Raw genomic sequence first — 25948 nt, 5'->3', positions numbered from 1 at the left:
GCTATGGGTGCATGTCTTGAGTTTTGCGGAGCCGCAAATCTATCGACATGCACCAGGCGGCCCCGCCTCAATCTCCCGGCAGAGCCCAGCTCACATCAAAAACTGGCCTTGACCGACACCATGAAATTACGCGGCTCCCCGTAATAGTTACCAAACGTCTCCGTCCCGATACTGGCGTAGTACCGCTTGTCAAACAGGTTGTTGCCGTTGAGCGCCACCGACCAGGTGTCATCGATGCGATAACCGATCCGACCATTCCAGACCGCATACCCCGCCTGGCTGATTTTCTCGCCACTGGCAGGCGAAACCCGGAAATTGTCGCTTTGCGCATTGACCCCGGCCCCCAGGCTGAACCGCTCGAAGGCGCCACCGAGGGTGTACTCGCCCCACAGGCGCAGCACATGCCGAGGCACGTAGCTGTTGAACGCCGCGCCGTTCAAGTTGGTGTCGATGTCGTCGAGTGTCTTGGTCTGGGTGTAGGTGTACCCCGCAAGCAGTTGCAGGCGCTCGATGACTTCGCCACTGATCTCGGCCTCGAAACCCTGGGCACGGACCTTGCCGGCGTTCACGTAGCAGTAGCCATCGGAGGAGGGGCACGACGAGTTGTAGTCAGTCTGCGCCTGGTCCTTCTGAAGGGTGCGGAACAGGTTGAAGGCACCGTTCAAGCGCCCGTCGAACCAGGCCCCCTTGATGCCCAGCTCATAGCTCTGGCCCACCAGCGGTTTGAGCGCTGAACCGGCTTCGTCCCGGTAGCTGCCTTGCGGCGTGAAGATGTCCGAGTAGCTGGCGTAGGCCGTCAGGTTTTCGTTCAAGTCCAGCAGCACGCCGGCAAAGGGCGTGACCTGCCCGGTCTCGCGGGTGTTGGCGTGCTGCGGCGGCGTACCGGTATCGATGAAGACGGTATCGGTCTCGGCGTTGTACCAGCTCACCCGGCCGCCCACCACCAGGGTCAAAGGGTCGGCCAGTTTCAGGCGCAGGGTCGAGTAGAGGCCTTTTTGGGTGGTCACAGACTTGACCGGGCCACCGCGCGATGAGTGCTCGATGAAGTAGCTGTCATCCGGCTCGGGGATGAACTTGTCGGGGTTGAACACATTCTGCCGTTGCGGCAGAAACGCTACCGAGTAGAAGTCATCTTTCTTCGAGCGGCTGGCGTTCATGCCCAGCACCAGTTCATGTTGCTGGCCGAATGCGTCGAACTTGCCATCCACGTAGGCGTCCAGGCCGTAATCGACCTGGTCGTAGTCATACATGCTGCCTAGCATGCCAGTGGTATCGGTGCCGGGGGTCACCGCACCGGAGGCGAAGGCGTACTTGATGTCCTGGGTGTTCTTTGTATAAACACTGGCCACCTTGAGCTTCCAGTCTTCGTTGAGCTGATGAGTCAGATCACTGAACACGGTGGTGCGCTGGCTGCGCCAGGTGTTCCACGAAGGGTCGAGGCAGGTCGAGCGGCTGAGTTTCAGGTCGCTGCGATCCCGGTAGCGCGGCAGGCCACCCCAGCACGGGTTGGCGTCCACATCTTCGTAAGCAACCCCCAGCCCCAGCGTCGTGTCGGGGCTCACATCGAAGTCGAGCGCGCCGTAGTACACCTGGTCCTTGCGGTTGGCGTCGTCGACAAAGTAGTGCCGGCTCTGCTCGGCCACCACCGCCCGGCCACGCAGGGTGCCGGCCGCGTTCAGCGGGCCACCGGTGTCGAGTTGTCCGCGGTAGTTGTCCCAACTGCCACCGGACAGGGTGATGTCGGTATGCGCAGCCGCCAGGCCACGCTTGCGCACGAAGTTCACCCCGCCAGCAGTGCCGCCCGACCCTTTCATCATCCCGGCTGCGCCGCGCAACACCTCCACCCGGTCGTAGTACGCCATGTCACTGCTGAAGCTGTCGGCCTGGACATAAAGATTGCCCATGTCCAGCGGTACGCCGTCGTACTGGTACTGGCCCGACATGCGGAACCCGCGCGAATAGAAGTATTTGCCACCCATGGTCGAGTCGTACACGGTGATGCCGGGTGTCTTCTCCATGACCTGATCAATGGTGTACAGGTTCTGGTCGTCCATTATCTTGCGCGTCATCACCGTGACCGATTGCGGCGTTTCCTTGAGCGAATGCTCACCTTTGCCGATGGTCACGGCGCCCGTGGTGTACGAGCCGCTGTTTTCCGTGGTCGCCCCCAGCACCTGGCTGGTGATGTTGGTGGCACCCAGCTCCAGCGCCGAGCCTGAGGACGGCACGGCCCGCAGCACATAAGTGCCGTTGGCCTGCGGCTCGGCTTGCAGGCCGCTGCCTGCCAGAATCTGGCTAAAGCCCTCGCTAATACCGAACGCACCTTTGAGCCCTGCGCTGTGCAAACCGTCTGTTTGCTTTGCATCGAACGACAACGCCGCGCCCGCCGCGCTGGCAAAACGGCTGAGGACTTCGGCAAGGCTTCCCCCGGCAATGTCGAACGACCTTAGGCCGCTATGCTGCACCGACACGGGCGCCGCAAACGTCACCATGGGCCAGGCACCGACGGTGGTTGCCGCCAACAGCCCGACGTTTACCGCAATCGCCAGACGACCACGCTTGAACTCTGCAGACATGCCAATCCTCCCCCTGAAAACGATCAATGAATCCCATTGGGGGATGAGCCGAACGATGCGAAAAAAAAGTGCAAAAGCCCCGAAAGTTTTTTTCAGCTCAGCGTGGTTGCGGGCTGGCAGGCGGTGACACGTTGACCCAGAAACGGCTGTAGCGCGTGACGCGTAACGAAAAGCCGCTTTCCAGTGACGCAAGCGCCCGGTCGGTGTCATCGATGGGGAATGCGCCAGATACCTTCAACTGGGCAATACGCGGGTCGCAGCGCAGCACGCCGGGGCGATAGCGCGACAGGTCCGCCAGCAGTTCGGCCAAGGGGCGATCGAGGGCGATGATGCTGCCTTGTTGCCAGGCCCCTACAGACGCGTCATTGCGCCGTAGTGCCCCCACCGAACGGTCAGAAAAAGCAATGGATTGCCCCGCCTCCACACGCACTGCCAACGCACCGCTGGATGCCCTGACTTCCACCGCCTTTTCGAGGACTGCCACCTCGCCGCCCAGGGTTTGGGCGCGAACGATAAAGCGCGTGCCCAGCGCGCGTACCTGGCCATGCGGGGTACGCACCGTGAACGGCCGTTGTGCAGGGTCGACAGCCGTGGTCACCAGTACCTCACCCCGCAGCAGTTCCAGCACCCGTTGCTGGCCGTCGTACTTGAGGTTCACCGACGTGTCGGTATTCAGCAGCAGCGAGCTGCCATCTGGCAACCGAAATGCGCGGCGTTCACCTACAGCAGTGCGGTAGTCGGCAAACAGCTGCTGGGGGGCATCGCTGCGCCAACCCAGCCAGCCCAGCGACGTGGCCGGTACCAGTATCACGACGCTGCGCAACAGCTGGCGCCGAGAACGCTCGGCACCGCGCAAGGCAGGTGCCGCCAGGGCGCCGGGCACGCGGGTCATCTGTTCGCCCACGGCGGCCATGCGCTGCCAGGCTTGATGATGGGCAGGGTCGGCAACCAGCCAGGCGTTCCAGGCGCTGCGGTCTGCATCGGTTGCGATGCCGGACTGAAGCCTCGCGTACCAGCGGGCGGCGGCGCTGATGGCTTGTAACTCGGCGGGCGAAAGGCTCATGCCAGTTGCAACTGCATCAAACAGCAATGCTCCATGGCCTTGGCCATGTGGTTGTTGACGCTGCGCACGCTGATGTTCAAGCGCTCGGCAATCTGCGGGTAGGTCAGGCCATCGAACTGCGACAACATGAACACCTGCTTGACCTTGGGGCCAAGCCCCTGCAGCAGGCGGTCGATTTCCACCAGTGCCTGCAACAGGATCGCCTGTTCCTCCAGCGACGGCTGCAGGGCTTCCGGCAGGGTAGCCAAGGCGTCCAGGTAGGCTTGCTCCAGTGAGCGCCGGCGGATCAGGTCGATCAGCAAGCCCTTGGCGATTCTCGACAGGTAGGGGCGCGGCTCGCGAATCTCCAGCGCGGTGCGTGCCTTGATCACCCGCACGAAGGTGTCTTGCGTCAAGTCGGCGGCATCGAACGCATTGCCCAGGCGTTTGCGCAGCCAGCCATTGAGCCAGCCGTGATGATCGCAGTACAGGTCATTGACGGCGCTACGCAGGGATAGATCATTGGCGGGCATGATGGTGGAATAGTTCGCGAGTGGTAATGAATCTTATTGTCGTGCGCCCCGTGGTTTTTTTGCAAGAGCTACAAAGATTCAAGAAACACAAGAATCGCCTGCCGCGCCTGCTTGCCAAGCGCCACATAGCGTTGCCGGGCAACTTCTGCCTCACCGCCATGCCAGACAATGGCTTCTTCCAAGGTGCGCGCTCGGCCGTCGTGCAGATAGCCACTGCCGGGGGTGATCCGTTCGCTGAGGCCAAGCCCCCACAGCGCAGGCGTGCGCCATTGCCGGCCGTTGGCGAGATAGTCTTCACGGCCATCCGCCAGGCCAGCGCCCATGTCGTGCAGCAACAGGTCGGTGTAGGGCGCGATGCGCTGCTGGGTCAGCGCCGGATAAAGCGGATGTGTGTCGGTGATCAGCTCAGGGCGGTGGCAGGCGGTGCAGCCACTGGCAGCGAACAGTTTTTCGCCCTCAATGACCGCAGGATCGGCCTGTTGTCGACGGGCCGGCACGGCCAGGTGAGCGAGGTAGAAATGCACGTCGCCGAGCTGCAGGGCGTCCAGCTCTGGCTCGCCGCCGTGCGGCGCCTGGGCGCAGGCCTGTTGAGTGGGCGTGCAGTTCTGCACGGGGGCGAGCGTAGAGGTAATGCCAAGATCGCCAAGCATGGCGTGGGCGATCTGTTGGCGCAGGTCCGGCTGGTTGGCCTTGAGGCCAAAACGGCCTGCCTCGGTGCGCTGGCGCTCGACGCTCCACACCTGGTTGACGTGCCCGGTCACGCCGTCTGGTTTGGCTTCAGAGGCCATGGCCTGCAGGGTGCTCGCATCGATAGCCTCCAGCAAACCGAGGCCGATTACCGGTGAGCCCACCCTTGCCGAGGTTAACACCGCGTCCAGCGGCCCGTAGGCCAGCTCACGCAGCTCGACACGTGGCTTGCGTAGCATGACGGTTTCGCCATCGCCCAGTTGCACCGCGTGCTCCTGCCAGTAGACATGGGCGCGCCCCTCACCCGGCACGCCAGGCACGCCCAGTTCGTTAAGCTGGTCGCCATAGACGGGGTGTGGCTTCGGCCCTCCGTGGCCATCGTGCCCCGGCCGGGACAAGCGCAACAACATGCTGCGCATCGGCTGCCCGTGTTCAGGCGCCTGGCCACGGCCGTTCTTGGGGTGGCAGGCGATGCACGAAACCCGGTTGTACAGCGGCCCAAGGCCATCCACCGCGTCGTCGCGCGAGGGGGCAACCACCCAGGCCTGACGGAACAGGCTTCGCCCGCGGAAGAAACGCTCCAGTTGGCCTTCGTCGAGCCCGGAGAATGGCTGGGAATAGGCCTCCCGGTTTGCTGCGGTGTGCGTGGTCTCGGCGCTGGCGAGCAGGCTCGTCAGCAAACCGACCGATAACCAGGCTGCACGCACGGCGGTCAATACCCCAAGCCTTCGAGCAAACGGGCAGCCTCTGCCCGGTGGAGCGCGGCCTGGAACTGCCAGCTGATTTCCCTGCGGCCGAGTTCGTCCTCGTCGCTTACCGGTGCTTGCGTCATGCCCTTGTCCTGGCGCGCCGCGAACAGTGCCAGCAAGGGTTTCGCCTCGGCTTGCCCGGCATCCAGGGGCGGCGCGGTCAACTGTTGGCGTATTGCGCCAACGTCCAGCCCAGCCGCTTCGGCAGCGTGCAGCCGAGCCCAGAGTTCGCCCAAAGCTTCATGGGGCATGCCCAACCATTGGGTGAACAAGGCGCTGATCAATGCCAGGCGTTCGCGTGAGCTGCCGTTGCCATAGTCATAGGCACCGACGCCTGCGGCAACGAACGGGTCATGATAGCCGGCCGGCAATTGCCGATAGACACTGGGGCGCACCGGCAGCTTGCGGATGTCGGCATCGGCCAGCAGCCCCTGGCCTGCCTCAGACAGCACGAACTGCGCAAACGCCCTGGCACCGGCCAACGCCTGGCTGTGGGCGGTGATCGCAATAAACGCAGGGTTGAGGCCGCCATGGGCCGGATAGACGAAATCCACCGGTTCGCCATTGGCCTTGGCGGAGGCGACAAAGAAATCAATCGACAACCCAACCGCTGCGCGCCCGCTGGTGACTTCATCACTGACCAGGGTGCCACCCCGGCTCACCAGGCGCGCCTGCCCGGCCAGCTCGCTCCAGAGGGCCCAGCCGCGTTCCCAGCCATAAGCACGCAACACGATATCCAGCAGTACCGGGGCAAAGCCGACCCGGCCTGGGTCCGGCAGGGCAACGCGCCCGCGCAGTCGTGCATCGAGCAGGTCCGGCCAATCCCTGGGCGTCGGCACCCCCAGTGCTTCCAGCGACGTGACGTTTATGGCAAAGCCGTAACCCGCCAATTCGGTTGCCTGGTACAGCTGCCGTTGGTCACGCAATGACAAGCCACCAATCTGTGCCGGCAAACCCTTCAGGTTGATGCCCAGGGGTTGCCAACTGCCCGCTTTCGCCAGCCGGGCGAAGTTGCCCGGTGACGGTGCCCAATAGACATCGACACCGCCCTGCTGCGCTTGCAGCAGGTAGGGCAGGGCATCGAAACCCTGTCGCCAGAGGATGTGCAGGCGATACTCCGGGTGGGCTTGAGCAAACCCATCCTCAATCCGCGTCATCACCTCTTCGGGATAGCTGGTCATGACCACCACGGTTTGCGGGGCGGCGCTTAGCAGCGTGCTGACCGTCAGCAGCAGGCTCGCCAGCCAGCGGTTACAGCGGCACATTGAATTGCACGAAGTATTGACGGCCCATCTCGGGGTAACCCTCGCTGTACTCATACAGCCGGTCGAACAGGTTGCGAATGCCGCCCTCGATCAACACATCGTTACTGAATCGATAACCGGTCTTGAGGTTGTACACGGCATAGCCTGGTGCCATCTGGTTGCCGTCAGACGTGTTGTAGCGACGCGATGCGGCCTCGACGCTGGCGGTATGTTGCCAGTCGCCCAGATGCCACGCTGCCGAGCCAAACGCGCTGTGGCGTGGGGTGTCGGTAGGGTGCAGAGCGCGGTTGCTGAGGTTCTCGCGGTCAAGAAAGGTGTAGTTTGCCGCCAATTCCCAATCGCCCAGGTCGCCATTGATACCCAGTTCCACGCCTTGATTGCGCGCCTTGGCAATGTTCTGGTATTGGCCACAGGGCGCGGCGCAGTTAGCCTGCGCGGGTACCGTGACGTTTTGAATGGAGTCTTCGATGTTCGCCACGAACAGCGCTGCGTCGAGCTTCCATTGCGGGGCAACCTGGCCGCTGTAACCAAGTTCGTAGTGCGTCGCCCGCTCGGACTTCAGGTCAGGGCTGGGGATGACCGTGCCGAAGCGGGTCGAGTAGCGATCCTTGATCGTCGCGAAGCGGCTTTTACGCGCAACCGTCAGGCGCAGTTGGCCGTTGTCGTGGGTGCCCAGCAGCGGGTTGGTATTGGCAAAGAGGCCAAGCTGCGCGTTGACCGCGTCATTGCTGCCAGTGGGTTCGTCGTACAGCATGGGCCGCGATGGCGAGTTGGCGTTGGTGCCGTAATTCTGTGCGTCGAGACTCTTGCGGTAGTTGTAAGAGATGCCGCCAACCACGCTGAATATGTCGTTCAGGCGCAGGGTGTCTTCCAGGGCAATCGATTGGGTCTGGTCGCGGAAATAGGTCTGGGGGTTGGAGCCATCACGGGAGCGATGCACATCGTCCTTGAAGTGATAGGCAATGCCCAGGCGGTTGGCCTCGCTCAAGGCCAGGTCGCCTTCCACCGAAAAACCGCTGCTTTCGTCATCGTATTTGCTTGGGAAGCCCGGCTGCAGGGCACCGACCACGCCGTTGCGGTACGTGAAGCTTTCCAGCGAGTTCTTGAAGGTGTCGTGGTACACGCGGGTTTTCAGGGCGTGCTCGCCGAAGCTGGTTTTAGTGGCGATAAAGACACTGGTGTTGTCTGATCGCGGCCACTCCCACCAGCGTGCGCGTTGGCCGGTAGTCGGCAAGTCGCCGGCGTAGGTTGGCTGGCCCTTGCTCCCTTCCTGCTGAACGTAGCCGAGTACGTATTCATCGGTTTCATTGGGGGTGAAGCCCAGTTTGAAGCTGAACTTGCTGTCGCGGTGGTCGCTGTTCTCGCGGCGCCCTGCGCCCTGCTGGTTATTGGTTGGCTTGAAGTCATCGGGCAGCATGGTGTAGTCGTAATCGACATACGACACCCCGCCCTGAACCCACCACATGCCTTGGTTGGAGCCAAGGTTCGCGTAACTGCGGTAGGCGTTTACGTTGCCGTGATCGGTGAGTTCCAGCCCCCCACCCACTTCGCCTTCGAACGCATCGGTCGGACGACGCGTCACCAGGTTGATCGCCCCACCCAAGGTGTTGGGGCCATACAGCAGCGAGGCGAAGCCCTTGTCCACCTGAATGCGCGACAGGTCGTAGGTGGTAAAACGGCCCAGGTCGATGTTGCCGTCATAAGGCACATAAGTCGGGATGCCGTCGATAAACACCGGCACTTGCAGGCGATCGAAACCCCGTACAAACACCACCTGCTCGGCGCGGCCACCGATGTAACCGAGGTTGACCCCTGGGGCCAATGTCAGCGCACTGCCGACGGTCTCGCGGTCGTGCAGCCGAATGTCTTTCAGGTCGATGACGCTACCCCCCGTGGACAGCGTTTCGTCCCGTGGTGCGGAGATCTGGATTTCACCGAGGCTGAAGGTGTTGCTCTGTTCGGCAACAGCGGATTGAGCACCGAGGGCTGCGACGGCAACCATCAGTGTGCGCGGTGTTAGCGGCTTCATTACTGCTCCTGGGTCGGCCATGGCAGTGGCGGGCCTGGCGACGTCATATATTTTTGTATATAGCGATAGGCGAGCTTATTTGATCCCGACCTCCCCAGGGCGTGATCAGTCAGCAGTCGCAAAATTTAAAACAGGATGGCAGATTGCCAACCGCGGCAAATCCTAGCGTTGTTTACGGGTGGTTACAACGATGTATACAAAAATATATAGCGTGCGGTTCGGCCGAGATCCGCTCGCGAATGTCCCTGTTGAGGCTTGAGGCTTGACCTTGGAGCATACCCGAGGGTTTAGCCTGCTGTTTTCATTGACTCAGAGGCATTGAACATGTGGAGCAACGCCCAGTACCGCAAGCTGGTACGCGCGAGTGGTTTTTACGATTTGGCGGTCACCATCGGTTTTGTGACGCCGTGGGGGTTCGCTTTGCTGCATGACTGGATGGCTGCGCTGCATGGCACGCTCGGTTTGGCAGGCCAGATCCCGGCGTTTGACCCGCTGCAGATGCTGATGGCCAACCTCATGGGGTCGATCGTGTGTGTCTGGGCATGGCTGAGGATCCGCGACCCGCAACCGCAGTTCGGGCGCTACGACGCGGCAGCGCGGGTGTTGTTCGCGTCGTGGCAGGTGTACGCGCTGGCCCAGGGGGCGTCCGGGTTGATCTGGGGCGTTCTGCTGCTTGAGGTGGTGTGGGCTGTGGCGCAATGGATGCCGGTCAAGCAGCAGCGTGTAGCGGTGCCAGGCGCCTGCTGACTCGGTGGTAACCCTGGTGGGAGCGGGCAAGCCCGCTCCTACAAGGCCAGTAGCGCGCTTGCATCTTTAGTGGGTCATGCCCAGTTCGGCATCATCCATCAGCGCCTTGGCCAGAGCGCTCAGGTAGTGCGAGGCCCAGATCAACTGCGGGTTATCGTCCATCAGGCCGGCGGTCAGGTCGCGCACGCAGCCCATCAGCTCAGAGGCCTGATCACGGGCGTCTTGGCAAGGGATGCCGGGCTCGATGCAGAACAGCGGTTGGGTCTTCTTTTCACCTTGGTAGAACTTGGTCTTGCCGACAGTGGTTTGGGCTTTTGCGGTGTCTGTGGTCATTGTTCCATCTCCCTGAAGGTTCACTGCCTGGCCGGGCCTCTTCGCGGGGCAAGCCCGCTCCCACAGGATCACTACAGGTTTCAAGGCTGGTGTTGTTATCTGTGGGAGCGGGCTTGCCCCGCGAAGAGGCCTGCCCAGGCAACGCATCACTTGTGCTTTAGTGCTGGGTCCGCGGCTGGCTGCATCTGCACCTGGATCAAAGCTGATGAGCCACGGTCTGCGCGCACAGGGCATAGTCCGCAGCCTGGATGATTGTGTCTTCGAGGGAATGGTGGTTGTAGGGTGGATCGGGGACTATCTTTAACATCACTTAATCCTTTGATGGTGCGGCCACCTGCCTGCTGTCAAACAGAAGGGTGGCAGCTGTACGTGGGTTGACAGACCGGCGGATTAAGCAAAGTTCCGGCGCACGCAAGCGTGCCCGCACGTACAGCTGCCATTGAAACGAGCTGTATGCTTAATACCGTTGCGGCCTGTCAAAGCCGAGTCGTTGATATGCAACGACACGGCGAGACTAGAGCGGTACCCGAGCGGCCGCAACGGAAAAAAGGCGGCAGAAGTATGTTTGGGAAATGGCCTACAAGGAAGGGGTTTAATCTGATTTTTCAGCGTCTCTGGCGGCACCATTTTGCTTAAAGCGAGCCGCCCCGAAACCTAGCCCGCGGTCTTAACTTCCAAAAACGCCGCCTCCAACAACTGCCGCGTATACGCATGCTGCGGCGCATGGAAGATCGCCTGTGCATCCCCTTGCTCCACCACTTGCCCCTGCTTGATCACCATCAACTGATGGCTCAGCGCCTTGACCACTGCCAGGTCATGGCTGATGAACAGGTAGGTCAGGTTGTACTTCTGCTGCAAGCTGCGCAGTAACTCCACCACCTGCCGCTGCACCGTGCGGTCCAGCGCCGAGGTCGGCTCATCCAGCAGAATCAACGCCGGCTTCAACACCAATGCCCGCGCAATCGCAATGCGCTGCCGCTGCCCGCCAGAGAACTCATGCGGGTACCGGTGCCGTGTTCGCGGGTCCAGCCCCACTTCCTCCAGTGCGGCAATGATCGCCGCTTCCTGTTCTTCAGCCGTACCCATTCGGTGAATCCGCAACCCTTCACCCACGATATCCGCCACGCACATGCGCGGGCTCAGGCTGCCAAACGGGTCCTGGAACACCACCTGCATCTCTCGCCGCAGCGGGCGCACTTGCTGCTGGTTCAGCCCTTCGAGGTTCTGGCCATGAAAGCGAATACCGCCCTGGCTTGAAATCAACCGCAAGATGGCCAGCCCAAGCGTCGACTTACCCGAGCCACTCTCGCCGACAATCCCCAGCGTCTGCCCCTGGGGCAAGCTGAAGTTGATGCCGTCCACCGCCTTCACATGGTCAACCGTGCGCCGCAAGAAGCCTTTCTTGATCGGGAACCAGACCTTGAGGTCGTCCACCTCCAGCAACGGTGCGCCGACCGGGTTGTGGGCAGGCTGGCCGCTGGGTTCGGCATTGATCAACATTTGCGTGTAGTGATGCTGCGGCGCACTGAACAGGGTTGCGCATTCCGCCTGCTCGACAATCTGCCCGCGCTGCATCACGCACACGCGGTGGGCAATGCGCCGCACCAGGTTCAGGTCATGGCTGATCAACAGCAGCGCCATCCCCAGGCGCGCCTGCAGCTCTTTGAGCAGGTCGAGAATCTTCAACTGCACGGTCACGTCGAGCGCCGTGGTGGGTTCATCGGCAATCAGCAGCTCTGGCTCGTTGGCCAGGGCCATGGCAATCATCACCCGCTGGCGTTGCCCGCCAGACAACTCATGGGGCAAGGCCTTGAGGCGTTTGCGGGGTTCGGGAATGCCGACCAGTTCCAGCAGTTCCAGGGTCCGTGCGGTGGCTTCCTTGCCGGTCAGGCCTTTGTGCAGCAGCAAGATTTCGTTGATCTGTTTCTCGATAGAGTGCAGCGGGTTCAGCGAGGTCATCGGCTCTTGGAAGATCATCGCAATGCGGTTGCCACGGATATGCCGCAGGGTCTTCTCGTTCTGCTGCAGCAGGTCCTTGCCCTCGTAGCGGATGCTGCCGCTGGGGTGGCGGGCGAGGGGGTAGGGCAGCAGGCGCAGGATCGAGTGGGCGGTCACCGACTTGCCCGAGCCGCTCTCGCCGACCAGGGCCAGGGTCTCGCCCTTGCGAATGTCGAAGCTGATGCCATCGACCACACGGTTGACCTGCTCACCGGTGACGAACTCCACCGAAAGATCACGCACTTCGATCAGGTTGTGTTCGCTCATGTCATTTCCTTGGGTCGAAGGCATCGCGGGCGGATTCACCGATGAACACCAGCAAGCTCAGCATTACTGCTAGCACGGCGAAAGCGCTGATGCCGAGCCATGGCGCCTGCAGGTTGGACTTGCCCTGGGCGACCAGCTCGCCCAGCGACGGCGAGCCGGCAGGCAGGCCGAAGCCGAGAAAGTCCAGGGCGGTCAGCGTGCCGATGGCGCCGGTGAGGATGAACGGCATGAAGGTCATGGTCGAGATCATGGCGTTAGGCAGGATGTGCCGGTACATGATCGCGCCGTTGCGCATCCCCAAGGCCCGCGCAGCGCGCACGTATTCCAGGTTGCGGCCACGCAGGAACTCGGCGCGCACCACGTCCACCAGGCTCATCCACGAGAACAGCAGCATGATCCCCAGCAACCACCAGAAGTTGGGCTGCACGAAGCTTGCGAGGATGATCAGCAGGTACAGCACCGGCAGGCCCGACCAGATCTCCAGAAAGCGCTGGCCGGCCAGGTCTACCCAGCCGCCATAAAAGCCCTGCAAGGCACCGGCAATGACGCCGACGATGGAGCTGAGGATGGTCAGCGTCAGCGCGAACAGCACCGACACGCGGAAGCCGTAGATCACCCGCGCCATCACGTCGCGGCCCTGGTCGTCGGTGCCCAGCCAATTGTCCGCCGAGGGCGGGGCAGGCGCCGGGACCTTGAGGTCGTAGTTGATGCTCTGGTAGCTGAAGGGGATCGGCGCCCACAGCACGAAGCTGTCTTTCTTGGCCAGCAGCTCGCGTATGTACGGGCTCTTGTAGTTAGCCTCCAGCGGGAACTCGCCGCCAAAGGTCGTTTCTGGGTAGCGCTTGAACGCGGGGAAGTACCACTCGCCGTCGTAACGCACGGCAATCGGTTTGTCGTTGGCGATCAGCTCGGCGCCCAGGCTCAGGCCGAACAGGATGAGGAACAGCCACAACGACCACCACCCTCGGCGGTTGGCCTTGAAGCGCTCGAAGCGCCGGCGGTTGAGAGGGGACAAGGCCATGTCAAAGCTCCCGGCTGGCGAAGTCGATGCGTGGATCGACCAAGGTGTAGGTCAGGTCGCCGATCAGCTTCACCACCAGCCCCAGCAGGGTGAAGATGAACAGGGTGCCGAAGACCACCGGGTAGTCGCGGTTGATCGCCGCCTCGAAGCTCATCAGGCCCAGGCCGTCGAGCGAGAAAATGACCTCGATCAGCAGCGAGCCTGTGAAGAAGATGCCGATGAAGGCCGAAGGGAAACCGGCGATCACCAGCAGCATGGCGTTACGGAACACATGCCCGTACAGCACCCGCGAGCGGCTCAGGCCTTTGGCCTTGGCGGTGACCACGTACTGCTTGTTGATCTCGTCGAGGAAGCTGTTTTTGGTCAGCAGGGTCATGGTGGCGAAGTTGCCGATGACCAGCGCGGTGATCGGCAACACCAGGTGCCAGAAGTAGTCCAGCACCTTGCCGGTGGTAGACAGTTCGTCGAAATTGTTCGAGGTCAGCCCGCGTAGCGGGAACCAGTCGAAGTAGCTGCCGCCAGCGAACAGCACGATCAGCAGGATGGCGAACAGGAACGCCGGGATGGCGTAGCCGACGATGATCGCCGAGCTGGTCCAGACATCGAAATGGCTGCCGTGGCGCACGGCCTTGGCGATCCCCAGGGGGATCGACACCAGGTACATGATCAGTGTGCTCCACAACCCTAGCGAGATTGAAACCGGCATCTTCTCGATGATCAGGTCGATGACCTTGGCATCGCGGAAGAAGCTGTCGCCAAAGTCCAGTTGGGCGTAGTTCTTGACCATGATCCACAGGCGTTCGGGCGGCGATTTGTCGAAGCCGTACATGCGCTCGATCTCGGCGATCAGTGCCGGGTCCAGGCCTTGGGCGCCGCGGTAGCTGGAACCGGCCACCGAGACTTCGGCGCCGCCGCCGGCGATGCGGCTGGTGGCGCCTTCAAAGCCTTCGAGCTTGGCGATCATCTGCTCGACCGGGCCGCCGGGCGCGGCCTGGACGATGATGAAGTTGATGATCAGGATGCCGAACAGGGTCGGGATGATCAGCAGCAGGCGGCGCAGGATATAGGCCAGCATCTCAGTTGGCCTCGCCCACGGTGGCATCGGTTACGGCCGGGGTCACGCCGGGCTTGATCCACCAGGTGTCGATGCCGATGTCGTACTTGGGCGAGACTTTCGGGTGGCCGATGTGGTTCCAGTAGGCCACGCGCCAGGTCTTGATGTGCCAGTTGGGGATCACGTAGTAGCCCCACAGCAGTACGCGGTCGAGCGCGCGCGCGTGGTTGATCAGGCTCTGGCGTGATTCGGCATTGATCAGCTGTTCCACCAACTGGTCGATGGCCGGGTCGCGCAGGCCGATGAAGTTGCGGCTGCCAGGGTTGTCGGCGGCGGCGCTGGACCAGAACTCGCGCTGCTCGTTGCCCGGCGAGTTGGACTGCGGGTAACCCCCGACGATCATGTCGTAGTCGCGCGAGCGCAGGCGCGTGATGTATTGCGAAACGTCGACCCGGCGGATGTTCAGGTCAATCCCTAAGTCGGCAAGGTTGCGCTTGAACGGCAGCAGGATGCGTTCGAACTCGGTCTGGGCCAGCAGAAACTCGATGGACACCGGTTTGCCCTGGGCGTCGACCATCTTGTCGTCGACGATTTTCCAGCCGGCTTCCTGCAGCAGCTTGTAGGCTTGGCGCTGCTGTTCGCGGATCATACCGCTGGCGTCGGTCACCGGGTTATGGAAGGCCTCGCTATAGACCTGCTCGGGCACTTTGCCGTGCAGCGGTTCGAGTATTTTCAACTCGTCAGGGGAGGGCACGCCCCTGGCGGCCATGTCGGAGTTTTCGAAGTAGCTGCCGGTGCGGGTGTAGGCGCCGTTGAACAACTGCTTGTTGGTCCACTCGAAGTCCAGCAGCAGGCTCAGCGCCTGTCGCACACGGATGTCCTGGAACACTGGTTTGCGCAGGTTGAATATGAAGCCCTGCATGCCGGTGGGGTTGCCGTTGGGCAGCTCTTCCTTGATCAGGCGGCCATCGCGGACCGCTGGGACGTTGTAGGCGGTGGCCCAGTTTTTTGCACTGACCTCAAGCGCATAGTCGAACGCCCCGGCTTTCAATGCCTCTAGCGCTACGGCCGTGTCGCGGTAAGAGTCGAAGGTCATGGCATCGAAGTTGAACTGGCCGCGGTTGATCGGCAGGTCCTTGGCCCAGTAGTCCTTGACCCGCTCGTAGCGGATGGTCCGCCCAGCCTTGACCTCGTCAACCTTGTACGGGCCGCTGCCCAGGGGGATTTCCAGGTTGCCACGGTTGAACTCACGGCCTTCGTACCAGTGCTTGGGCAGTACCGGCAGCTGGCCCAGAATCAGCGGCAGCTCGCGGTTGTTCTGGTGCTTGAACTTGAACAGCACCCGCAGCGGGTCTTCGGCCACCACTTCGGCGACGTCGGCGTAGTACTGTCGGTACAGCGGCGCACCGTCCTTGATCAGGGCATTGAAGGTGAACACGACATCGTCGGCGCGCATCGGGTGGCCGTCATGGAAGCGGGCCTCGGGGCGCAGGTAGAAGCGCACCCAACTGTTGTCCGGGGCCTTTTCGATCTTGCCGGCGACCAGGCCGTACTCGGTGAACGGCTCGTCCTGGCTCTGACGCATCAGGGTGTCGTAGATGATGCTGATGTTCTCGGCCGCCACGCCCTTGTTGATGAACGGGTTGAGGCTGTCGAAGCCACCGAAGCTGGACTGGCGGAAGGTGCCGCCCTTGGGCGCGTCGGGGTTGACGTAGTCGAAATGCTTGAAATTGGCGGGGTATTTTGGCGCCTCGTCGTAGAGCGTCAGCGCGTGTTGCGGCGCGGCCAGGGCCGGAAGGCTCAGGCAGGCCAGCAGCAGGCTGCCAGCCAGCTGGCGCAGGCGGTGCGTTGGCATCATTTGGCTTTCTCCGAAGTCTTGATCCACCAGCTGTTCAGCCCGAGGGTGTAGGGCGGCGTGGTGACAAAGGCGAACCGATTGCGGTAGGCCAGGCGGTGATTGTCGAGATACCAATTGGGGATCATGTAGTACTGCCATGAGAGCACGCGGTCCAGGGCGCGGGCGGCGGCGACCTGGTCGTCGCGGGTGCGCGCGGCGAGCAAGGTGTCGAGCAGGTGGTCGACCACCGGGTCCTTGACCCCAGCATAGTTCTTGCTGCCCTTGGTCGCGGCCTGGCTTGAGTGAAAGTACAGCCACTGTTCAAGGCCGGGGCTCAAGGTCTGGTTCAGGGTCATCAGAATCATGTCGAAATCGAACTGGTCCAGGCGTTGTTTGTACTGGGCGCGGTCCACAGTGCGCAAGCGTGCATCGATGCCGATACTGGACAGATTTTCGACATAAGGTTGCAGGATGCGTTCAAGGTTGGGGTTTACCAGCAGCAGCTCCAGGCGCAGCTGCTGGCCTTTGCTGTCCACCAGGCGCTGGCCGTTGAGCTTCCAGCCGGCTTCGGCGAGCAGGCCCAGGGCCTGACGCAGGGTCTGGCGGTTGATGCCACGGCCTTCGGTCTGGCTGACCTTGTAGGGTTCGCTGAACAGTTTTTCGGGCAGTTGGTCACGGAACGGCGCCAGCAACAGCCACTCCTTGCCGGTGGGCAAGCCGGTGGCCGCAAATTCGCTGTTGGGGTAATAGCTGGTCGAGCGGCGGTAGGCGCTGCTGAACAGGGCGCGGTTGGTCCACTCGAAGTCGAGCATCAGGCCCAGTGCCTGGCGCACCCGAGGGTCGCTGAACGAGGCCCTGCGGCTGTTCATGAACAGGCCTTGGGTCTGGGTCGGAATGCGGTGCGGGATTTGCGCCTTGATCACCTCACCACGGCGCACCGCCGGGAAGTTGTAGCCATTGGCCCAGTTCTTGGCCTGGTGTTCGATATAAATATCGAACTCGCCGGCCTTGAACGCTTCGAACGCCACGGTGGCGTCCCGGTAGAACTCGTATTCGACCCGCTTGAAGTTGTACTTGCCACGGTTGACGGCAAGGTCCTTGCCCCAGTAGTTCTTCACCCGCTCGAACACCAGGCGCCGTCCGGGCTGTACCTGGGTGATGCGGTAGGGGCCGCTGCCCAATGGCGGCTCGAAGGTGGTGGCCTTGAAGTCGCGGCCTTGCCAGTAGTGCTTGGGCAGCACCGGCATTTCGCCCAGGCGCAGGATCAGCAGTGGGTTGCCGGCGCGCTTGAAGACGAAGCGGATGCGCAGGGGGCCGAGGATGTCCACCCGCTGCACTTCCTGCAGGTTGGTGCGGTAGATGGGGTGGCCATCCTTGAGCAGCGTGCGGTAGGAAAAGGCCACGTCCGCCGAGGTGATCGGGCGGCCGTCGTGGAAGCGTGCTTGTGGGCGCAGGTTGAACACCACCCAGCTGCGGTCCTCGCTGTACTCCACCGAGCGCGCGATCAGGCCGTAGCTTGAGGTCGGCTCATCGCCGGAGGGGTCGTACTGCCCCGTGCCGATCATCAGCGGCTCGTTCAGCTCGCTGATGCCGTATTGCTGGAAGTTTGGCGTGGTGATCGGGCTCGAACCCTTGAAGGTGTAAGGGTTGAGCGTGTCGAAGGTACCGAATGCCATGGCCCGCAAGGTGCCGCCTTTGGGCGCTCGCGGGTTGACCCAGTCGAAGTGGGTGAATGTGGCTGGGTACTTGAGCGTGCCGAACTGCGCGTATCCGTGGCTTTCGCTCACCATCGCGACGGCGGGAAAGCTCAAGGCCAGGCTGATTGACAGCAGGAGGGGACGTATCAAGTCGAGATCCGATCCAGAGGCGTTGGGCTTTGATCGGGTACAGTAACAGCTTGCTGGGGTTGGAAAAAGAGAGGTTATGACGGCGGTAATGGCGGGAAAGCCCGGTGCGGGGGATCGTGGGTGATGCTGCGCTTGTGGGAGCGGCCTTGCGTCGCGAAAGGGCCGCTAAGCGGCCCCAGCAATTGCTGAAATTCTGGGGCCGCGCTGCGGCCCTTTCGCGACGCAAGGCCGCTCCCACAGCTGGCCCCACAAGGCTGCGTTTTACATCAATGCCCCAGATAGACGGTCAGCGTTTGCCCTGGCTTGAGCGCATGACCGCTGCGCGGGTTCCAGCGCTTGAGGTGTTTCATCTCGACATTGAAACGCTTGGCCACCAGGTACAGCGAGTCGCCCTTGCGCACCTTGTACTGGGTCGAGCGCTGCGAGGACGCCGCCACCCGGTTGCCTGCGGCACTCGGCGCATTGCCGCCGCGCAGTGCCAATACCTGGCCAGCCCTCAGGCTGTTGCCGGACATACGGTTCCAGCGCTTGATGTCCCTGACCGACACGCGGTTGGCCTTGGCGATGGTGCCCAGGTTATCGCCCCTTTTTACCCGGTAGCTGCGCGCGGCTGTCGCGGGTGCCTTGGCTTCGGCCACGGCACGGGCGAACACGGCCTTGTTCGGCTGCAGGCTGACCAGTTGCTCAGGCTTGAGGTTGGACAGGCTCGCGGACAACAATTGCGCCTTGGCAGTCGGTACCAGCAACTGCTGGGGGCCGTCCACGGTCATGCGCTTCTTGAAGGCCGGGTTGAGCTGTATCAGCTCGTCTTCGTCGATGTCGGCGAAGGCTGCAACGCGCGAAAGGTCGAGGCGATCATTGATGGCCACCGCCTCGAAGTAGGGTTCGTTGGCAATCGGGTTCAGGTTGACGCCATAGGCATCAGGCGTAGACACCACCTGCGACAGGGCCAAAAGCTTGGGCACGTAGTCGCGGGTTTCCTGTGGCAGTGGCAGGTTCCAGTAGTCGGTCGGCAGGCCGAGTTTTTCGTTGCGTTCGATGGCGCGGCTTACCGTGCCTTCACCGGCATTGTAGGCCGCCAGGGCCAGCAGCCAGTCGCCGTTGAACATGTCGTGCAGGCGGCTCAGGTAGTCCAGCGCGGCGTTGGTCGAGGCGGTAACGTCGCGACGGCCGTCGTAGAAATTGGTCTGGCGCAGGTTGAAATGGCGCCCCGTGGACGGGATGAACTGCCACATTCCCGCCGCATGGGCGCGCGAGTAGGCCATCGGGTTGTAGGCGCTTTCGATGGCGGGCAGCAGGGCCAGTTCCAGCGGCATGTCGCGCTCTTCGAGGCGCTCGACGATGTAGTGCAGGTAGAGGCTGCCGCGCTCGCCAGCGCTTTCGATGTAGCGCGGGTTGCTGGCGAACCACAGGCGCTGCTGTTCGATGCGCGGGTTGACGTCGATGCTGTCCTGCAGGGTGAAGCCCTGGCGCATGCGCTCCCAGACGTCCTGTGGCGCCTGCTCGGCCGGCTTGACCAGCAGCGGAGCAGGCTTGTGCTTGATCCGCGCCTGGTAGTTGTGCGCGCGAACGCTATCGGATTCGTCAAGCTGACGGGTGCTCTGGCAGCCCACCAAGGTGGCGGCCAGGGCCAGCGCACTGATTTGGGCCAGGCGCGTCAGGGCGACGGAATGAGAGGTTCTGCGGCTACGGGAAGGCATCGGCTGGGACAGGTTTCCGGGCGAAAAATTTCGGCGATTCTAGAAACCGCTACCGGCCTGGTCAACCGTTGACCCTCACATGCGATATATCTTGAGGTTATCAGAAGGTGTCCTTCCAAGACCTCAAGGCAGCAAAAACAGCGACATGCGTGCTGTTTGAATGTCCCTTCCATTCGTCTGCTTTTTGTTTAACGGATGTTTCAGTCGTGCGAATAAATGGGTTCGTCAGTCGTTCGAGGCCGATCGTCGATGGCAAGGTGATGCGATTTTCGGCGCGCAGCCGGGTAACCTCGTCGAAGCGCTGTAGAACGTGCGGGTTTTGCGGTTCGACGGCCTTGGCGAAGCGCAGGTTGCTCAGGGTGTATTCGTGGGCGCAATACACCTGGGTGTGCTCGGGCAGGGCGGCTAGGCGCTGCAGGGACGGGTGCATCTGTTCGGCGGTGCCTTCGAACATGCGCCCACAGCCGGCCGCGAACAGGGTGTCACCACTGAACAGCAGGGGCGTTGCCGGTTGCGCTGCATAGAAGGCGATATGCCCCAAGGTATGGCCGGGTACACCGATGACCTGGAAGGTCAGGCCCAGTACGCTGATTTCATCGCCGTCCGTCAGCGCTTCATCGCGGGCGGGGATGCGCTCGTTGGCCGGGGCGTAGACCCTGGCATCGGTCAATTGCTTGAGCCGTTCGACACCGCCGACATGGTCGTTGTGGTGGTGGGTCACCAGAATATCGGTCAATACCCAGTCAGGGTGTGCCGCCAGCCACCCTTCCACTGGGCCGGCGTCGCCAGGGTCGACCACCGCGCAACGGCGTTTGGCAGTATCCTGTAACAACCAGATGTAGTTGTCGGAGAAAGCGGGGAGAGCATCGATCTGTATCATGGTGCGGATCCGTATCGCCAAGCGTGGGACATGAGGGCATCTTAGCCGCGATGGCGTGGCGCGAGAACCTTCGAGGGAGAACGCAATGACCGACCAAGCCTTTGCCCAGGCCGACCCCGATTGGGTCGAACTGATCAGCCTGGCCCGTGAGTGGTTCAACGGCCCGCTCGGGCAACTGATGCTCAAGGAAGAGGAAAAACTGCTGGAAGAAGAGCTGGGGCGCTTCTTTGGCGGTTACCTCGTGCACTATGGGCCCTGTGCCGAAGCGCCGCCCAGCGCGCCCCAGGTGCAGCGCAACGTGCGCCTTGGGGCACCGTTGCCGGGGGTGGAGATCGTCTGCGAGGAGCAGGCCTGGCCGTTGAGCGAGCATGCCGCCGACGTGGTGGTGCTGCAGCACGGCCTGGATTTCAGCCTGACGCCCCATGGCCTGTTGCGCGAGGCCGCCAGCGCCGTTCGCCCAGGTGGGCACCTGCTGATCGTCGGTATCAACCCCTGGAGCAGTTGGGGCATGCGCCATCTGTTCAGCCATGGCGCCCTGCGCAAGGCCCGCTGCATCTCGCCCTCGCGGGTGGGCGACTGGCTCAACCTGCTCGGCTTCGCGCTGGAGAAACGCCGCTTCGGGTGCTATCGTCCGCCGCTTGCCGGGCCTGCCTGGCAGCAACGCCTGGCGGGCTGGGAGCGGGTAGCTGGCGGCTGGCAAATTGCCGGCGGCGGCGTGTACCTGCTGGTGGCCCGCAAGATGGTGGTCGGCCTGCGGCCGTTGCGCCCGGAGCGCCGCGAACCCATGGGCAAACTGCTGCCGCTGCCGCTGGCCAAGGTCAACCGTACGGCGGCCAATCCTGATTCTGAAAAGCACTGAACAAGAGTGGTACATGAGCGATAGCGTCGAAATGTTTACCGATGGCGCCTGCAAGGGCAACCCTGGCCCTGGCGGCTGGGGCGTCCTGATGATCTACAAGGGCGTCGAGAAGGAACTGTGGGGCGGCGAGCGCGAGACCACCAACAACCGCATGGAGCTGATGGCCGCGATCCAGGGCCTGATGTCGCTCAAGCGTGAATGCGAGGTGGTGCTGACCACCGACTCGCAGTACGTGATGAAGGGCATCAACGAATGGATGGTCAACTGGAAGAAGCGCGGTTGGAAGACTGCAGCCAAAGAACCTGTGAAAAACGCCGACCTCTGGCAGTTGCTCGACGAGCAGGTCAACCGGCACAAAGTCAGCTGGAAGTGGGTACGCGGCCACATTGGCCACCCAGGCAACGAACGCGCCGACCAGCTGGCCAACCGTGGGGTGGATGAGGTGCGCGCCGCGCGCTGAGCTGGGGTACAATCCCCGGCTTTGTCACTTTTGTACTTGAAGCAAGTTGGAGCCCCCGCGTGGAGCAGCAGCAAGATAAACGCCTGGTCATTCTCGATACCGAAACCACCGGTATGCCGGTCGGTGAAGGCCATCGCATCATCGAGATCGGCTGTGTCGAGGTCATTGGCCGTCGCCTGACCGGGCGGCATTTCCACGTCTACCTGCAACCTGATCGCGAGAGTGATGAGGGTGCCATTGGCGTTCACGGCATCACCGACACCTTCCTGATCGGCAAGCCGCGTTTCGCTGAGGTCGCCGAAGAGTTCTTCGAGTTCATCCAGGGCGCCACGCTGGTCATCCACAACGCAGCGTTCGACGTTGGCTTCATCAACAACGAGTTCGCCCTGCTGGGGCAGCGCGAGCGTGCCGACCTTGCGCAGCATTGCACCATCCTCGATACCCTGTTGCTGGCGCGTTCCCGTCACCCGGGGCAGCGCAACAGCCTCGACGCACTGTGCAAACGCTACGACATCGACAACTCGGGCCGTGAGCTGCACGGCGCACTGCTCGACTCGGAACTGCTGGCTGACGTCTACCTGGCAATGACCGGTGGCCAGACCAGCCTGTCGCTGGCCGGGCATGGTACTGAAGGTGACAGCGATGGGCAGGGCGGTGGCGGTAGCGAGATTCGCCGTATTACCGGGCGTACGCCTGGGCCGGTGATCATGGCCACTGCCGAGGAGCTGGAGGCGCATGCCGAGCGGCTGGCGGCCATTGCCAAGTCGGCGGGGGCACCCGCGATGTGGCAGGCGTTGACCGAGGCACCTGCGGGTTAAATCCTGCAACACCGATAAGCGCTGGCAACTACCCTGAAAAGGACACCCGTCCTGTAGAGGTAGCTGCCTGATGTACAAGGACCTCAAGTTCCCCATCCTCATTGTCCATCGTGCGATCAAGGCCGACAGCGTCGCCGGTGACCGCATTCGGGGCATCGCCGAGGAATTGCGCCAGGACGGTTTCGCCATTCTGGCCGCAGCGGACCACGCCGAAGCGCGCCTGGTCGCTGCCACCCATCATGGCCTGGCCTGCATGCTGATTGCCGCCGAAGGCGTGGGCGAAAACACACATCTGCTACAGAACATGGCCGAGCTGATCCGCCTGGCCCGTTTGCGCGCGCCAGACCTGCCGATTTTTGCCTTGGGCGAGCAGGTCACTCTGGAAAACGCCCCCGCCGAGGTCATGAGCGAGCTGAACCAATTGCGCGGCATTCTTTATTTGTTCGAAGACACCGTGCCGTTTCTTGCACGCCAGGTGGCACGTGCTGCCCACAGTTACCTCGACGGCCTGCTCCCGCCGTTTTTCAAAGCCCTGGTGCAGCACACCGCGCAATCCAATTACTCCTGGCATACGCCGGGGCACGGCGGTGGTGTGGCCTATCACAAGAGCCCGGTTGGCCAGGCCTTTCACCAGTTTTTTGGCGAGAACACCCTGCGTTCGGACCTGTCGGTTTCGGTGCCCGAGCTAGGTTCGCTGCTCGATCACACTGGCCCCCTGGCCCAGGCAGAGGCCAGGGCTGCACGCAACTTCGGCGCCGACCACACGTTCTTCGTGATCAATGGCACCTCCACCGCCAACAAGATCGTCTGGCACGCCATGGTCGGCCGCGATGACCTGGTGCTGGTGGACCGCAACTGCCACAAGTCGGTGGTCCACGCGATCATCATGACGGGCGCCATCCCGATCTATCTTTGCCCCGAACGTAATGAACTGGGCATTATCGGGCCGATCCCACTCAGTGAATTCAGCCCCGAGTCGATCCAGGCGAAGGTCCAGGCCAACCCCCTGGCGCGGGATCGCGGGCAGCGCATCAAACTGGCGGTGGTGACCAACTCAACCTACGACGGCCTGTGCTATCACGCAGGGCTGATCAAGCAGACGCTGGGTGCCAGTGTCGAGGTGCTGCACTTTGACGAGGCCTGGTTCGCCTACGCGGCGTTCCACGACTTTTTCGAGGGGCGTTATGCCATGGGTACGGCGTGCGCGGCCGACAGCCCACTGGTGTTCAGCACCCATTCCACGCACAAGTTGCTGGCGGCCTTCAGCCAGGCGTCGATGATCCATGTGCAGGACGGTGCCAGGCGCCAACTGGACCGTGACCGCTTCAATGAAGCGTTCATGATGCACATCTCGACATCGCCGCAGTACAGCATCCTGGCGTCGCTGGACGTGGCCTCGACCATGATGGAGGGGCCGGCCGGGCGCTCGCTGCTACAGGAAATGTTCGACGAGGCGCTGAGCTTTCGCCGTGCGCTGGCCAATCTGCGCACGCATATCGCTGCGGCCGACTGGTGGTTCAGTATCTGGCAACCGCCGACGGCAGAAGGTATCCAGCATCTTGCGGCACAGGACTGGTTGCTGCAGCCGGGGGCAGAGTGGCATGGCTTTGGTGAGGTGGCGGGCAACTATGTCCTGCTCGACCCGCTGAAAGTGACCTTGGTCATGCCAGGTTTGAGCGCCGGCGGGGTGCTGGGCGAGCATGGCATTCCGGCTGCGGTAGTCAGCAAGTTTCTCTGGGAACGTGGGCTGGTGGTGGAGAAGACGGGCCTGTACAGCTTTCTGGTGCTGTTCTCCATGGGTATCACCAAGGGCAAGTGGAGCACCTTGCTGACAGAGTTGCTGGAGTTCAAGCGCCACTATGATGGCAACACGCGGTTGAACAGTTGCCTGCCGAGTGTCGTGGCCGCGGATGCATCACGCTATCAAGGGATGGGGCTGCGTGATCTGTGTGACCAGTTGCATGAATGCTACCGCGCCAATGCCACGGCCAAGCAGCTCAAACGCTTGTTCACGCGCTTGCCCCAGGTGGCCGTAAGCCCGGCACGGGCGTATGACCAGATGGTGCGAGGGGAAGTTGAGGCGGTGCCGATCGAGGCATTGCTGGGCCGTGTGGCGGCCGTGATGTTGGTGCCGTATCCGCCCGGCATTCCATTGATCATGCCAGGCGAGCGGTTCACCGAAGCGACCCGCTCGATACTCGACTACCTGGCGTTTGCCCGGGCGTTCAACGATGGCTTCCCTGGTTTCGTTGCCGACGTGCATGGCCTGCAGAACGAAAACGGTCGCTACACCGTGGACTGCATCAAGGAATGCGAATGATCTCGACGCCGGTCTGCACCAGTTCGAAACGGTTTTCGCCCAGGTGATTGACCCGGTCACCAATGGCCAAGCGATAGCTGGTGATTGGCGCGCCCAGGGTGCTGCCATCGATCTGGAGGGTGGACTCCTGGAATTCGTGGACGGGGTAGATGCGGCCTTCGGCGTCACGGGCGTGGAATTGGCCGACCAGTACTGCTGCCATTTAGGTGAAAACCTCTGAATTACGTAGGAAATGTCTGCAGACATAGACCGTACAAGATACCCGGAAGTTTTCACCTACGGGAAAAAAAACCAAAGCGCCGAGAAACGGTCATCTATAACTACAACGTCTTCTTAGCCAGCAAAGGATGGAAATCGCCATGAGCCAGGTGTATTCGGTAGCGGTCGTCGTTGGCAGCTTGCGCAAGGAATCCTACAACCGCAGGGTAGCCCGCGCACTTTCGGAGCTGGCGCCGTCCAGCCTTGCCTTGAAGATCGTCGAGATTGGGGATTTGCCCCTGTATAACGAGGACGTCGAGGCTGAAGCGCCGCCAGAGGCATGGAAGCGTTTTCGCGATGAAATCCGCCGCAGCGATGCGGTGCTGTTCGTTACGCCAGAGTACAACCGCTCGGTGCCGGGCTGCCTGAAGAACGCCATCGACGTGGGCTCGCGGCCTTATGGTCAAAGCGCCTGGAGCGGCAAGCCGACGGCTGTGGTGAGTGTGTCGCCGGGAGCGATTGGTGGCTTTGGTGCCAACCACGCCGTACGTCAGTCGCTGGTGTTTCTCGACATGCCTTGCATGCAGATGCCAGAGGCCTACCTCGGTGGCGCGGCGAGCCTGTTCGAGGAATCTGGCAAGCTCAGCGACAAGGTGCGGCCGTTTCTGCAGGGGTTTGTCGACAAGTTTGCTTCGTGGGTGAAACTGAACAGGGCGGTCTGAAACCCT

At 62.2% G+C, this 25948-nt stretch carries 21 protein-coding genes; 6 read left to right on the top strand and 15 right to left on the bottom strand.

Translation table 11 applies throughout. The annotated features are described in order from the left end of the window. Nucleotides 1-95: 95 nt before the first annotated feature. From ACSSU5_RS02165 to ACSSU5_RS02140, 6 genes are all read right to left on the bottom strand, one after another. Nucleotides 96-2492, bottom strand: coding sequence for a TonB-dependent siderophore receptor (locus ACSSU5_RS02165; protein WP_492561298.1), 2397 nt, complete (start codon nt 2490-2492; stop codon nt 96-98). Between the two features lie 181 nt (nt 2493-2673). Continuing rightward, complete coding sequence (locus ACSSU5_RS02160; protein ID WP_492560498.1) at nt 2674-3639, bottom strand: FecR domain-containing protein; 966 nt, start codon at nt 3637-3639, stop codon at nt 2674-2676. Then, on the bottom strand, nt 3636-4151 hold the full coding sequence (locus tag ACSSU5_RS02155) for a sigma-70 family RNA polymerase sigma factor (RefSeq protein WP_492560497.1): 516 nt from the start codon (nt 4149-4151) through the stop codon (nt 3636-3638). Before ACSSU5_RS02155 ends, ACSSU5_RS02160 begins: the two co-directional genes overlap by 4 nt. Before the next feature lie 68 nt (nt 4152-4219). Then, the gene (locus ACSSU5_RS02150; RefSeq protein ID WP_492561297.1) at nt 4220-5545 is read right to left on the bottom strand and encodes a di-heme oxidoreductase family protein; all 1326 of its coding nucleotides are present in this window, start codon (nt 5543-5545) and stop codon (nt 4220-4222) included. Between the two features lie 5 nt (nt 5546-5550). Next, nucleotides 5551-6852 carry an ABC transporter substrate-binding protein gene (locus ACSSU5_RS02145; RefSeq protein ID WP_492560496.1) on the bottom strand — a complete coding sequence of 434 codons (1302 nt, stop codon included), beginning with the start codon at nt 6850-6852 and terminating at the stop codon, nt 5551-5553. After that, nucleotides 6839-8881, bottom strand: coding sequence for a TonB-dependent receptor plug domain-containing protein (locus ACSSU5_RS02140; RefSeq protein ID WP_264312358.1), 2043 nt, complete (start codon nt 8879-8881; stop codon nt 6839-6841). Before ACSSU5_RS02140 ends, ACSSU5_RS02145 begins: the two co-directional genes overlap by 14 nt. 324 nt (nt 8882-9205) lie before the next feature. On the opposite strand from ACSSU5_RS02140, the gene ACSSU5_RS02135 reads away from it, so the two are divergent. Continuing rightward, nucleotides 9206-9628, top strand: a complete 423-nt coding sequence (locus tag ACSSU5_RS02135) for a hypothetical protein (protein WP_492560495.1) — start codon at nt 9206-9208, stop codon at nt 9626-9628. 66 nt (nt 9629-9694) lie between these two features. On the opposite strand, the gene ACSSU5_RS02130 is transcribed toward ACSSU5_RS02135, so the two are convergent. From ACSSU5_RS02130 to gloB, 8 genes are all read right to left on the bottom strand, one after another. Next, the gene (locus ACSSU5_RS02130) at nt 9695-9961 is read right to left on the bottom strand and encodes a DUF3077 domain-containing protein (protein ID WP_492560494.1); all 267 of its coding nucleotides are present in this window, start codon (nt 9959-9961) and stop codon (nt 9695-9697) included. Nucleotides 9962-10615: 654 nt separating this feature from the next. After that, nucleotides 10616-12226: an ABC transporter ATP-binding protein gene (locus ACSSU5_RS02125; RefSeq protein ID WP_492560493.1), complete on the bottom strand. Its 1611-nt coding sequence runs from the start codon at nt 12224-12226 to the stop codon at nt 10616-10618. Nucleotide 12227: 1 nt separating this feature from the next. Next, entirely contained in the window at nt 12228-13247 is a 1020-nt protein-coding gene (locus ACSSU5_RS02120; protein ID WP_027592834.1) for an ABC transporter permease, read from the bottom strand. Between the two features lies 1 nt (nt 13248). Continuing rightward, entirely contained in the window at nt 13249-14322 is a 1074-nt protein-coding gene (locus ACSSU5_RS02115) for a microcin C ABC transporter permease YejB (RefSeq protein WP_264312363.1), read from the bottom strand. A gap of 1 nt (nt 14323) precedes the next feature. Next, the gene (locus ACSSU5_RS02110) at nt 14324-16159 is read right to left on the bottom strand and encodes an extracellular solute-binding protein (RefSeq protein ID WP_492560492.1); all 1836 of its coding nucleotides are present in this window, start codon (nt 16157-16159) and stop codon (nt 14324-14326) included. Continuing rightward, nucleotides 16156-17985: an extracellular solute-binding protein gene (locus tag ACSSU5_RS02105; RefSeq protein ID WP_492560491.1), complete on the bottom strand. Its 1830-nt coding sequence runs from the start codon at nt 17983-17985 to the stop codon at nt 16156-16158. The genes ACSSU5_RS02110 and ACSSU5_RS02105 overlap by 4 nt, the downstream gene beginning before the upstream one ends. Nucleotides 17986-18251: 266 nt before the next feature. After that, nucleotides 18252-19685, bottom strand: coding sequence for a lytic transglycosylase domain-containing protein (locus ACSSU5_RS02100; protein WP_264312366.1), 1434 nt, complete (start codon nt 19683-19685; stop codon nt 18252-18254). A 100-nt stretch (nt 19686-19785) separates the two neighbouring features. Further along, nucleotides 19786-20565, bottom strand: a complete 780-nt coding sequence (gloB, locus tag ACSSU5_RS02095; RefSeq protein ID WP_492560490.1) for a hydroxyacylglutathione hydrolase — start codon at nt 20563-20565, stop codon at nt 19786-19788. A gap of 85 nt (nt 20566-20650) precedes the next feature. On the opposite strand from gloB, the gene ACSSU5_RS02090 reads away from it, so the two are divergent. The 4 genes from ACSSU5_RS02090 (at nt 20651) to ACSSU5_RS02075 (ending at nt 25022) form a co-directional block, all read left to right on the top strand. After that, a complete protein-coding gene (locus tag ACSSU5_RS02090) occupies nt 20651-21424 on the top strand; it encodes a class I SAM-dependent methyltransferase (RefSeq protein WP_264312368.1) in 774 nt (257 codons plus the stop codon). A 13-nt stretch (nt 21425-21437) separates the two neighbouring features. After that, entirely contained in the window at nt 21438-21884 is a 447-nt protein-coding gene (gene rnhA, locus ACSSU5_RS02085) for a ribonuclease HI (RefSeq protein WP_027592827.1), read from the top strand. A 59-nt stretch (nt 21885-21943) separates the two neighbouring features. Next, a complete protein-coding gene (dnaQ, locus tag ACSSU5_RS02080) occupies nt 21944-22702 on the top strand; it encodes a DNA polymerase III subunit epsilon (protein WP_264312369.1) in 759 nt (252 codons plus the stop codon). 70 nt (nt 22703-22772) lie between these two features. Beyond that, the gene (locus ACSSU5_RS02075) at nt 22773-25022 is read left to right on the top strand and encodes an Orn/Lys/Arg family decarboxylase (RefSeq protein ID WP_264312370.1); all 2250 of its coding nucleotides are present in this window, start codon (nt 22773-22775) and stop codon (nt 25020-25022) included. On the opposite strand, the gene ACSSU5_RS02070 is transcribed toward ACSSU5_RS02075, so the two are convergent. Then, complete coding sequence (locus ACSSU5_RS02070) at nt 25006-25224, bottom strand: hypothetical protein (RefSeq protein WP_492560489.1); 219 nt, start codon at nt 25222-25224, stop codon at nt 25006-25008. The two genes, ACSSU5_RS02075 and ACSSU5_RS02070, sit on opposite strands and share 17 nt — an antisense overlap. 157 nt (nt 25225-25381) lie before the next feature. Here ACSSU5_RS02070 and chrR point away from each other — a divergent pair, with 157 nt between their 5' ends. Next, nucleotides 25382-25942, top strand: a complete 561-nt coding sequence (gene chrR, locus ACSSU5_RS02065; protein ID WP_264312372.1) for a class I chromate reductase ChrR — start codon at nt 25382-25384, stop codon at nt 25940-25942. Nucleotides 25943-25948: the final 6 nt, after the last annotated feature.

Source organism: Pseudomonas sp. E1MeOHC2 (assembly GCF_058745025.1).
The sequence above is the reverse complement of the archived record's forward strand: the minus strand, read 5'-3'. Positions and strand labels throughout refer to the sequence as shown.